Genomic DNA, 11145 nt, shown 5'->3' on the forward strand with positions numbered 1-11145 from the left:
ATTGGCACCGTGAATGCCGACCGAGCAGCACACACTGTCATCGATTCGCCGATCGGCCCCCTGACGCTGGTGAGCGTCGGCGGGGTGCTGAGTGGCATCTACATGGTCGAACACAGGCATCAGCCGAATCCTGCGACGTTCGGCGCCCGCGAGACCGCAGGGTTCGACGAGGCAACCACCCAGCTCGCCGAATACTTCGACGGCCGGCGGACCGATTTCACCGTCCCGCTCGCCGCGCGGGGCACCCCGTTCCAGAAACGGGTGTGGGACGCGCTGCGCACCATCCCGTACGGCGACACGTGGACGTACGGTCAGCTGGCGGATTCGCTCGGCACCCCGACCGCGGTTCGCGCGGTGGCGGCGGCGAACGGCCGGAATCCGATCAGCATCATCATTCCGTGCCACCGGGTGATCGGGAGCAACGGCAACCTGACGGGGTATGCGGGCGGTCTCGACCGCAAACGGTTCCTGCTCGAACGCGAAGCGGAACGGGCGGGGCTCCGGCTGAGCCGATGACGCTGAAGCCGTTCGAAGACGTCGTGGCCGAGCACGGCCCGACGGTCCTGCGGGTCTGCCGGGCCGTGGTCGGTCCGGTGGACGCCGAGGACGCGTGGTCGGAGACATTCATCGCCGCGATGCGCGCATACCCCGATCTGAGTCCGGAGAGCAACGTCGAGGCGTGGCTGGTGACGATCGCGCACCGGAAGGCGCTCGACCACATTCGTGCGCGCGACCGGCGGCCCGTCCCCACCGACGATCTGCCGGAGCAGACCACCGACCGCGGGCTTCCCGGCGGCCACGACCCGGAGTTGTGGAAAGCGGTCGGTGCCCTGCCGATGAAGCAGCGGGCGGCGGTGGCGTACCACTACCTCGCCGGGCTGCCGTACACCGAGATCGCGGTGATCCTGGGTAACTCTCCGGCCGCGTCGCGGCGGGCGGCCGCGGACGGCGTTGCGGCGCTACGCAAGACCCTCTCGATCTCTGTGAGTGGAGACATCACATGAACATGCCCGACATCGTCTACTCCCTGTATCCGTTGGATTCCCCGGTGGAGCAGAAACTGCGTGAGCGTCTCGCCGCCGCCGCCGCCGAAGCCGGGCTCCTCGACGTCGCGTACCGGACACTCGACACCCCGGTCGGTTCGCTGCTGCTCGCCGCCACCGACCGCGGGCTGGTGCGGGTCGCGTTCCCCAGCCAGGATCACGATGCCGTGCTGCAGACCCTCGCCGAGCAGATCAGTCCCCGGATCCTGCGCGCACCCGCCCGGCTCGACCGGGTCGCCCACGAGATCGACGAATACTTCCTCGGCAGGCGCACGAGCTTCGACGTCCCGCTGGACTTCCGGCTGTCCAAGGGATTCCGGCTCGAAGTGCTGCGCCACCTCCCCGACATCGACTACGGGCACACTGCCAGTTACGCCGCGGTCGCGGTCGCCGCGGGCAGTCCGAAAGCGGTGCGCGCGGTCGGCACCGCGTGCGCGCTGAATCCGCTGCCCGTCGTGGTGCCCTGCCACCGGGTGGTCCGCAGCGACGGCAGCATGGGTCGGTACGCCGGTGGGCCGGAGGCCAAGTCGATTCTGCTGAACTTGGAGGCGGCATGAGCACCGTGACGCAACGCGTGAACGCTCTGGATTGGCCGACGCTGCACGCCGAGACCGACGCCGTGGGATGCGCGCAATCGGAGCAGATCCTGACCGCCGAGGAATGCGGGCAGATCGCGGACATGTACGAGGAGGTCGAGCGTTTCCGGTCCACCGTGGACATGGCCCGGCACCGCTTCGGCTCGGGACAGTACCGGTACTTCGACTATCCGCTACCGGAGGTCGTGGCCGAACTCCGCGCCGCCTTCTACCCGAAACTGCTTCCCGTGGCACGGGACTGGGCGGTCAAGCTGAGGAAGCCGTCGCCGTGGCCGGACACCCTGGACGAATGGCTGGACATGTGCCACGACGCCGGTCAGAAACGGGCGACGCCGATCCTGCTCAGCTACCGGGCGAACGACTGGAACGCGCTGCACCGCGACCTGTACGGCGACCTGGTGTTCCCGTTGCAGGTGGTGATCGGACTCGACCGACCGGGGGTGGATCACGAGGGCGGCGAGTTCATGCTCGTCGAGCAGCGGCCCCGCGCCCAGTCGCGAGGCACGGTGACGACGCTTCGGCAGGGTCACGCGCTGATCTTCACCACCCGGAACCGTCCCGTGCGCTCGACCCGCGGCTGGTCGACGGGACCGGTACGGCACGGCGTCAGCACCATCAGGCGCGGCACCCGCCGGACCCTCGGCCTGGTCCTGCACGACGCGGAGTGACCGTGATGTCTGCCTTGATACCCCGACCCCGGACCGTGGTGGCGCCCGGCGCCGTCCACGTCCCCGACTGGCTCACGCCGGCCGAGCAACGCCACCTGGTGGCCGAATGCCGGGGATGGGCCACCGGGCCGGTCCCGATGCGGGCCGCGCAACTGCCGACGGGACACCGCATGTCGGTGCAGACGGTGTGCCTCGGCTGGCACTGGAAGCCGTACTCCTACTCGCGCACCGCCGACGACGCGGGCGGTGGTCGCGTCGCGCCTGTGCCCGACTGGCTGGTCGAACTCGGCCGGCGGGCGGTCGGCGACGCCTACGGGGAGCCCGACGCCGGGTACACACCGGATGCCGCGCTGATCAACTTCTACGACGACACCGCGAAGATGGGCATGCACCAGGACAAGGAGGAACGATCCGACGCGCCCGTGGTGTCGTTGAGCATCGGCGACACGTGCACGTTCCGGTTCGGGAATACTGCCACCCGCACCAAGCCGTACACCGACGTCGAACTGCTGTCCGGCGATCTGTTCGTGTTCGGCGGCGAGTCCCGCTTCGCGTATCACGGAGTGCCGAAAGTGTTTCCCGGCACGAGTGATCCGGACTGCGGGTTGACGACGGGGCGACTGAACATCACGCTGCGGGTGACGGGACTCGAGGACACATGAGAATGCGATTGCCGTATCGGGGTCCGTTCACCCATGCGCCGCTGTGGGGCGCGCTCCGCGCGCACACCGTGGCCGGGCTCGAGCGGCACGACCCCGACGGAACCCACACCCGGGTGCTGAACGGCCCGCACGGTCCGGCGCTGGTGTCCGTTCTCGTGCGCCCCGCCGGCGGGTATGTCGAGGCGGACCTGACACCGGCGGACCCGGATGATGTCGAAGCGTTGACCGCCACGGTCCGGCGCTGGCTCGACCTCGACGTGGATCCGGTGCCGATCGACGCCGCGCTGAGCCGCCACCCGCAGCTCGCGCCGCTGGTGGCGCAACGGCCGGGACTGCGGCGCCTGGGGAGCGTGGACGGATTCGAGACGGCGGTCCTGACCGTTCTCGGGCAGCAGGTTTCGCTGGCCGCTGCCCGGACGTTCGGCAGCCGGCTCGTGGCCGCGTACGGCAGGCTCGTCCACGACGGATTCTTCGCGTTCCCCGAACCGCAGACGCTGGCGGCGCTCGCACCCGAACAGTTCCGTTCGACCCTCGGCCTTACCGGGGCCCGGGCCCGGACGGTGCTCGCGCTCGCCGAGGCCGCGTCGAACGGACTGCGCCTCGGCGCGGACACCGACCCGGCCGAGTTCCGGACCGGCCTGCTCGCGCTGCCCGGCATCGGCCCGTGGACGGCGGACTATCTGACGGTGCGGGTACTGGGCGACCCGGACGCGTTCGCACCCGACGACCTCGTCCTCAAACGGGCGATGGGGGTCAAGACCGGCAGGCAGGCAGCGGAACTCGCCGAGGCGTGGCGGCCGTGGCGGGCGTACGCCCTGTTTCACCTGTGGACGGCGGAAGCGTATTAGTCTTTGGCCTTCGCCAGCGCGGACGGCCACCAGATCTTCTTGCCGATGTCGTGGGAGAGCGCCGGGACGAGGATGCTGCGCACGATGATCGTGTCGAGCAGCACGCCGAACGCGACCGCGAAGCCGACCTCGGCGAGGAACACCAGCGGCAGCACACCCAGCACCGCGAACGTCGCGGCGAGCACCACACCGGCCGACGTGATGACCCCACCGGTCACCGCCAGACCGCGCAGCACACCGGATTTGGTGCCGTGCTCCTCGGTTTCCTCGCGCACCCGCGTCATCAGGAAGATGTTGTAGTCGATGCCGAGGGCCACCAGGAACACGAACGCGAACAGCGGGAACGCCGGATCCGCGTTCGCGAAATGGAAGACGTGGGTGAAGAACAGGCCGCACACGCCGAGCGTCGCCGCGAACGACAGGACCACGGTGGCGATGAGGATGATCGGCGTGAGCAACGCGCGGAGCAGGAGGGCCAGCACGACGAAGATGACGACGAGAACGATCGGAATGATCAGGTTCCGGTCGTGCACCGACGCCGTCTGCACGTCGAGAGTGGTTGCCGTGCTGCCACCGACGAGCGCGTCGGCGCCGGGCACGGCGTGCGCCGCGTCCCGCAGTCGTTTCACCGTATCGAGGGCTTCCGGGGAATCGTACGAATCGGCGAGGGTCACGTTGACGACCATTCGCCCGTCGATCGGTGCGGCGGTGAGGAAGTCGGGTGCGCACCCCTGCCCGGCCGCCGAAGCCACCGCCGCCGGGTTCGCTTTGACGAGGGCGGACAGCTTCTCGACATCGACCTGCGGGCACACCGCGCCGGGATCCGTCGACACACCCTCCACACCGGTCACGGCCGCGATGACCGCGTCCGTCTGATCGGCGTTGGTGACGATGACGGCGGGCGCGCCGGCGCCCGGATCGAACTTGGAGTCGTACAACTCCTGGCCGACGACGGCGTCGGGGCGGTTGGTGAAGTTCTCCGAAGACGACAGCCCGTCCGTCTTCAGGCTGCCGATGCCGACGAGGAACAGCACGGCCAGCAGCACCGTCGTCCCGATCCAGAGGGGGCGGTCCTTGCTTCCGACCTGGGAGGCGATCTTGCCCCACAGGCCGTGTGTGGTGAGGTCTGCGGCCTCGTCCACCTTGGGTTTCCGCGGCCAGAACACCCATCGTCCCGCCGCGGACAGTGCCACGGGAAGGAACGTCATCATCACGAGGTACGTGCACGCGATGCCGATCGCGGCGACCGGCCCGAGGCTCTTGTTGGAGTTGAGTTCGGAGAACGTCAGGCACAGCAGGCCGAGGATGACGGTGACCGCCGACGCCGTGATGGCGGGGGCGGACTCCTTCCAGGCCTTGGTCATGGCGTCGAATCGGCTGGGGTAGAAGTGCAGTTCTTCCCGGTAGCGGGAGATCAGGAGCAACGCGTAGTCGGTGCCCGCCCCGATCACGAGGACGAACAGGATGCCCTGACTCTGCCCGGTGAGCGTGAGCACCTCGGCCTTGGCGAGGAAGTAGATGACCATCGACGCCAGACCGAGCGCCAGCAGTGCCGAGAAGAGCGGGAAGAACCACAGCACCGGGGAGCGGTACACCACCAGCAGGATCAGGACCACCACGAGCAGTGCCGCCCCCAGCAGGGCGCCGTCGAGACCGGCGAACGCGTCGATGAACGCCACCAGCAGACCGCCGGGACCGGCGGGAAGCACCTCGAGTCCGGGTGCGGCGTCCTTCGCGGCGGTGAGGACGTTCTCCTCGGTGGCGGCGAGCACGTCGCCGGCGACCGCCGTGCCGTCCTCCTTCGCGACGAGGGGAACGAAGATCGACGCCGTGGTGCCGTCCTCCGAGAACTGCGGCTGGGACATGCCTTCGGCATCGACGCCGTCGACGGCCGCGATGGCGTCGTGCGCCTGCGCGACGGCGGCCTTGTCCTGATCGGTGAGCGGTGCGTCGCTGTGGAACAGCACGAAACCGGGGATGGTTTCGACGGTGAGGAACTTGGACGACTCGTTGGTGACGATCGTCGACTCGGCGGAACTCGACAGGTAAGCGGCGTTGTCGTTCTTCTGGACCTCGGTGAGCTTCCCCTGGAAGGACCCCCCGAAACCGCCCGCGAAGAACGCGGCGATCGCGATGGCCACGATGGTGAACGCGGGCCAGCGAAATCTGCGCGACTTCTCGCCGCTCGTGCTCGAGTCCGTCGAATCCAGCTTCGTCATGGGTTCTCCTTCGCCGCCCCCGCCAGCAGTGCGTCCCAGTACACCACGCCGGGCGCACCCGCGACACCGGAAATCTGCGCGGGTCAGGCCTCGTCGGAGGTTTCGGCGTAACAGTCCCGCACCGCCACATCCATCGGAAACCGCACCCGCGTCTCGCCGAACAGCAACCGGGTGGCTACGTCGACGGCGCCGAGAACGTGCCGCGTCGCCGACTCCGGGTCCCGGGTGTGCACCATCACCTCGTCGTGCTGGAAGAAGACCAGTTCGCTGTCCGGTTCGTCGGCCAGGCGGCGTCGCAGATCGGCGAGCACGCACAGCGCCCACTCTGATGCCGTGGCCTGCACCACGAAGTTTCGGGTGAACCGGCCGCGGGACCGCGCGTTGCCGTGGGACCAGAAGTCGGGTGACGGCGGCGGGCAGGCGCGGCCGAGCCACGAGTGCACGACCTCGCCGCGTTCACCGGCGCGGGCCGCCCTCTCCACGTATTCGACGGCGACGGGGAAGCGGGTGCGCAGCAGGGTGAGCAGTGAACGGGCCTCGCCGGAGGTGGCGCCGTACAGCACACCGAGGATCGCGACCTTGGCCTTGCCGCGGTCACCGTCGAACGTCTCCGCCGCGACCGGTGCGTACAGGTCGTCGGCGCCCGCGGCGGCGACCATACGGGTGTCACCCGACATGGCGGCCAGGATGCGGGGTTCGAGTTGGCCGGCGTCGGCGATGACGAACGTATGGCCCGGGTCTGCGATCACGCTCGACCGCAGCGGTTTCGGAATCTGCAGTGCGCCGCCGCCGCGGCTCGCCCAGCGGCCGGACACCACGCCGCCGGGAACGTAGACCGGGCGGAACCGGTCGTCGCGGACCCAGCTCTCCAGCCACTGCCAGCCGTTCGTGCTGAACAGCTTGGACAGATCCCGATGGTGCAGGAGCAGCGGGACGGCAGGGTGATCGACGTCGCGCAGCAGGTGTTTGCGGGTCGACGCGAGTTCGATGCCCTCGCGGCGAAAGGCGTCGACGACCTCGACGTGGGACGCCGGGTTGATGCGACGGCCGAACGCCGCCCCGATCTCGACGGTGACGTCCTGGATGCGCTGCGGCAGGTCGTACCCGGCGGGCCGGGGCCCGAGCGTCGTCTCGAGGAACGCGCGGTGGGCGGCGGTGGAGAACGGCAGCCCGTCGACACTCATTTCTGCGGCGGCCAGCGCTCCCGCGGACTCGGCGGCCACCAGCAGGTCGAGTTTCGCATCGTCACCGATCGTCTTCCGCTGCTGCGCGAAATCCGTGACCACCTGCGCCGGATCCGTGACGGGTGCGGTGTCGAACAGGCCGGGGCGTTCGTCGACGGGTTCGTCGGCCGGCGGTGCGGGAACACCGTCGCGCATGCTGAGGACGGCATGGGTGAGTGCGAGGTCGTGGCAGCGCCGCACCCGCACCCCGGCCCGCAGCAGCGCCGGATAGACGGCGGCGGTACTCGTCCAGACCCAGCGGGGGTGCTCGGCTGCCTCGATGTCGCGGACCGCGGCCACGCCGTCGGAGTGCCGACGCGGCGACTCGACCGGGACTCCCTCTGCATCGGTGCGAACGGTCGTCGCGCCACCCTCGGCGCCGGGAACCATGACCACTCTCACGGGCCCAGTCTGCTCTGCGCCACCGACAGGCGACAATCCGCCGCCGGACGGGGGTGAATCCGCAGGTCGGCACTACACTGAACGCAGACGCTTCTCGCCGGAAGGAGGGGCATCCGATGGCAACCATCGAAGAGTTCGAGCAGACGGTGACCGACAAGGTGATCGCCGGACTGCACGACCGATTCGCCGACTACGAGCGCCGCGGAGTCGGACTCGCCGAACTCGGCGACCCCGATCGGTTCGTCGAGCGGATCCTGGCGGCGGTGCCCGCCCCGCATCCCTGGTACGAACAGTTCGGCTCGGCCTGGTCGTCCGCGCCCGCGTGACTCACGTCCCGGCCGCGTCCACCGGTGCGGGTTCAGTCTGTGCCTTGTGACGGCGGTGCAGACCCTTGCGGTCGTAGAACCGGGTGATGACGGCACCGAAGACGAGGCCGATGAGCAGTCCGGCGAGGGTCATCCACACGGCGTGGATGAGGCCGGCGTCGCCTGATGCGCCGAAGAACATGATGGCGCGCACCCCGATGTAGATCTGGTGCATCGGTTCGAACTCACCGAGCCACGTGTACAGCCGCGGCGCCGCCTCGAGCGGGATCGTGCCCCCGGACGAGGGGAGCGCCAGGACGACGAAGACCAGCAGGTTGATGAGCAGGCCCAGATTACCGAACGCGGCCATCACCGACATCGCCGTGATCCCGACGGCGGCGATCGCGAACGCGCCGTACTCCCACAGCGCGAGCGGATCGGTGATCGGCAGCCCGAGGGCGGAGCTGATCCACAGGTAGAGCCCGGACACGATCATCGCCAGCGCGACCATCACCGCCCATTTGATCAGCAGGGTGTTGAAACGGGAGATCGGGACCGCCTCGTTGTGGAGGTACAGCGGCCCGACCTCGGTCGGGGTGAATCCGAGCATGCCGTCGATCAGGGTGCTCGCGATCGTTGCACCGGTGAATCCGGCGAGGACGATCAGCAGCGCGTAGTAGAACGCCGCCAGCCCGAAACCGGTGCCGTCCGGCAGCGGGTTGTGGGCCACGACCCGCACGTCGATGGGGTCGTCGAGCACCAGCCGGCTCGCCCCCGACAGCTGGAGATCGGGGGCCGTCGCCTGGAGTTGCTGCGTCACCTGGGTGGTGAGCTGTTCGCCCATCGTCTGGTTGGCCTTGTCCATCGCCATCTCACCGATGTTCTGGACGAGGTTCGCGCTGATCGTGCCGGCGCGGGGATTCGTGTAGATGGTGATCACGGGACGCTCGACGTCCCCGGGGATCACGCTGGCCTGGGCGAGGATGAGTGTGCGTTTGGTGAAGTCGCTCGGGATGACGATCGCGCCGTAGATCTCCCCGTTGTCGAGTGCGGACTGGGCCTGCGCGATCCCGATCTGCCGCAGTTCGATCTTGTTCGGGTCGACGCCCTCGAGGAGGCCCGCCGCGATCTGGTTGCCGAAGTTCTGCTGCTGCGGCGGATCGGAGTTGGGCAGGGTGTCGCCCTCGTCCTGGTTGACGAGGGCGATGGGGAAGTGGTGGAGGTGCTCGGGGGGATTGAGCATGCCGCCCATGTACAGGGCGGCGAGCAGGGACATGACGACGGAGACGAGGAGCACGGGGGCAATCCAGAACCGCGGTGTCCGCAGCACGCTCATCTTGCCGGTATCACTGGTTTCGTGTGCCATGGCCCCTCGCGTCCTCCCGTGTCCGTGTCGCTCCCCGGATCGACCAGCCGGATCAAGAGTAGGCGGTGGGGCCGCTCAGTGCGCCGAAGTGACCTCGAACCAGGCGTCGAGCGTCGGCTCACCGACGAGGTCGACGAGATCGACCTGGACGCCGTCCGCGCGCCACCGTTCGACCAGCGCCATCACGCGCACGGAGTCCATACCCTCGTCGAGGAGGTTGGCGTCGTCGTCGATCTCGGCGACGGGGACGTCGAGGACGTCGGCGACATCGGCGCGGATTCGATCGCGGGTCGGAACTGTGCTGGGAGCGGAACTCACTGTCGTCCTCCGGTGCGTCGGCCGGACCACGGCGCGTTGAGCCGGTTCGGCCGCATGGGGTAGGTTTCTGGGTTAGTGAAGCCTAAGCATAGTTGCTCTCCGCGCGAACGGCGAAACGGAGAGCTGTTGCAACCGAATGTGAATGGATGACAATGGCTGGATTATCGCGATACGCAATCGACTTGACGCCTCTCCGGACGAGTCGCGAGTTCCGATACATCTTCATCGCCCGCACGATCTCCATCTTCGGTCTGGGTCTGCTGCTGGTTGCCGTGCCGCTGCAGGTGTACGACATGACGAATTCCACACTGGCAGTGGGCGCGGCGAGCATCGTCGTGGGCTCCTCGGTGTTCATCGGCACCCTGTTCGGCGGCGTGATCGCCGACCGGTACGACCGCAGGCCGGTCATCTCGCTCGCCCGTGGCGCCGCAGGGGTTGCCTTCGCGATTCTCGCGGTCAACGCGTTCCTGCCTACACCCCAGCTGTGGATCATCTACCTGTGCGGCGTGATCGAGGGCCTCGCAGGCGGCATTTCCGCGACCGCACTGATGGCGGTGATCCCGTCGCTGCTGCCCAAGGACAAGATGGCCGCCGCCGGCGCGTTGATGACCGTGATGGCCGATCTCGGAACCGTCGCGTCACCCGCCATCGGCGGTGTGATCATCGCCGCGACGTCCGTGGGCACCAACTACGTTCTCGCCGCGGTGTCCTCGGGGATCACCGCGTACTGCATCGCCAGGCTGCCATCGCTGCCGCCGCCGGTCAAGAACACCGAGAGTCCGCTTCGGTCGATCGCTAGCGGTTTCACCTACGCCGCCAAGGACTCCGTGGTCGGCGGGACACTGCTCGTCGGCTTCTGCGCGATGATGCTGACCGGCTGGAACGTGCTGCTGCCCGCCTACGCGAGCCAGGTTCTCCACGCCGGGCCGGCCGCCACCGGACTGCTCTACAGCGCCCCCGCCGTCGGCGCCCTCACCGGATCGCTCACGAGCGGCTGGACGGGAACCGCGCGGCGCGGTGGCCTGATCGTGTTCCTCGCGGCGATGATCGCGTCGGCCGGACTGATCGGCGTCGGCGCGGTCCCGATGATCGCGGTCACGTTCCTCGGTCTCGCCGCACACGGATTCGGGCGTGTGCTCGGCGACATCCTCCGGTACGCGGTCATCCAGACCGAGACCCCCGAGGAGTACCGCGGACGCGTCGCCGGCGTGTGGGGCGCCCAGATCTCCACCGGCTCGGCGGCCGGAGCGCTCGTCGCGGGCGCCGTCGGCGCCGCGGTGGGCCCGCGGGAGGCGTTCCTCCTCTACGGGGCCGGCGGCATCGTGGTGCTGGCGGTTCTCGCGGTGGCCTTGAAGGGACTGCGCACCTACAGCAGTGGGGGGGGCCGCGGGGGGGCGCCCCCCCGCCCCGCCCCCCGGCGCGGGGAAGGGGGGGCCAGCCGCCCCGCGCGGGGGTGTCGGGCGGCCCCCCCCGCCGGGGGCGCGAGTAGAGAGCC

Annotated in this window: 12 protein-coding genes; 8 read left to right on the forward strand and 4 right to left on the reverse strand. The window is 69.1% G+C overall.

Features of this window, described 5'->3' with window-relative positions; all coding sequences use genetic code 11:
* The first annotated feature begins 9 nt into the window (after positions 1-9).
* From ACFTZB_RS14105 to ACFTZB_RS14130, 6 genes are read left to right on the forward strand one after another with little or no spacing between them, the layout of a single operon-like run.
* The gene (locus tag ACFTZB_RS14105) at positions 10-516 is read left to right on the forward strand and encodes a methylated-DNA--[protein]-cysteine S-methyltransferase (RefSeq protein WP_378432373.1); all 507 of its coding nucleotides are present in this window, start codon (positions 10-12) and stop codon (positions 514-516) included.
* Entirely contained in the window at positions 513-1004 is a 492-nt protein-coding gene (locus ACFTZB_RS14110) for an RNA polymerase sigma factor (protein ID WP_378432375.1), read from the forward strand. Before ACFTZB_RS14105 ends, ACFTZB_RS14110 begins: the two co-directional genes overlap by 4 nt.
* Positions 1001-1600, forward strand: coding sequence for a methylated-DNA--[protein]-cysteine S-methyltransferase (locus ACFTZB_RS14115; protein WP_378432377.1), 600 nt, complete (start codon positions 1001-1003; stop codon positions 1598-1600). Before ACFTZB_RS14110 ends, ACFTZB_RS14115 begins: the two co-directional genes overlap by 4 nt.
* Positions 1597-2307: a 2OG-Fe(II) oxygenase gene (locus ACFTZB_RS14120; protein ID WP_378432379.1), complete on the forward strand. Its 711-nt coding sequence runs from the start codon at positions 1597-1599 to the stop codon at positions 2305-2307. Before ACFTZB_RS14115 ends, ACFTZB_RS14120 begins: the two co-directional genes overlap by 4 nt.
* Before the next feature lie 5 nt (positions 2308-2312).
* Entirely contained in the window at positions 2313-2969 is a 657-nt protein-coding gene (locus tag ACFTZB_RS14125; protein ID WP_378432381.1) for an alpha-ketoglutarate-dependent dioxygenase AlkB family protein, read from the forward strand.
* Entirely contained in the window at positions 2966-3817 is an 852-nt protein-coding gene (locus ACFTZB_RS14130; protein ID WP_378432383.1) for a DNA-3-methyladenine glycosylase family protein, read from the forward strand. The genes ACFTZB_RS14125 and ACFTZB_RS14130 overlap by 4 nt, the downstream gene beginning before the upstream one ends.
* On the opposite strand, the gene ACFTZB_RS14135 is transcribed toward ACFTZB_RS14130, so the two are convergent.
* Positions 3814-6036 carry an MMPL family transporter gene (locus ACFTZB_RS14135; RefSeq protein ID WP_378432385.1) on the reverse strand — a complete coding sequence of 741 codons (2223 nt, stop codon included), beginning with the start codon at positions 6034-6036 and terminating at the stop codon, positions 3814-3816. The genes ACFTZB_RS14130 and ACFTZB_RS14135 overlap by 4 nt on opposite strands.
* An 83-nt stretch (positions 6037-6119) precedes the next feature.
* Complete coding sequence (locus ACFTZB_RS14140; RefSeq protein ID WP_378432387.1) at positions 6120-7661, reverse strand: bifunctional 3'-5' exonuclease/DNA polymerase; 1542 nt, start codon at positions 7659-7661, stop codon at positions 6120-6122.
* Positions 7662-7777: 116 nt separating this feature from the next.
* Here ACFTZB_RS14140 and ACFTZB_RS14145 point away from each other — a divergent pair, with 116 nt between their 5' ends.
* Positions 7778-7987: a hypothetical protein gene (locus ACFTZB_RS14145; protein WP_378432389.1), complete on the forward strand. Its 210-nt coding sequence runs from the start codon at positions 7778-7780 to the stop codon at positions 7985-7987.
* Position 7988: 1 nt separating this feature from the next.
* Here ACFTZB_RS14145 and ACFTZB_RS14150 read toward each other — a convergent pair whose 3' ends face one another.
* Positions 7989-9332, reverse strand: a complete 1344-nt coding sequence (locus ACFTZB_RS14150) for a YhgE/Pip domain-containing protein (protein ID WP_378432390.1) — start codon at positions 9330-9332, stop codon at positions 7989-7991.
* A 75-nt stretch (positions 9333-9407) separates the two neighbouring features.
* Positions 9408-9650: a phosphopantetheine-binding protein gene (locus tag ACFTZB_RS14155; RefSeq protein ID WP_378432392.1), complete on the reverse strand. Its 243-nt coding sequence runs from the start codon at positions 9648-9650 to the stop codon at positions 9408-9410.
* A 152-nt stretch (positions 9651-9802) separates the two neighbouring features.
* Between ACFTZB_RS14155 and entS the strand changes: the two genes are divergently transcribed.
* Positions 9803-11145: enterobactin transporter EntS (entS, locus tag ACFTZB_RS14160; RefSeq protein WP_378432393.1), on the forward strand; the 1343-nt coding region annotated here is incomplete at its 3' end.

The organism is Rhodococcus sp. NPDC057014 (genome assembly GCF_042673295.1).
Classification (GTDB): Bacteria; Actinomycetota; Actinomycetes; order Mycobacteriales; family Mycobacteriaceae; genus Rhodococcus_F.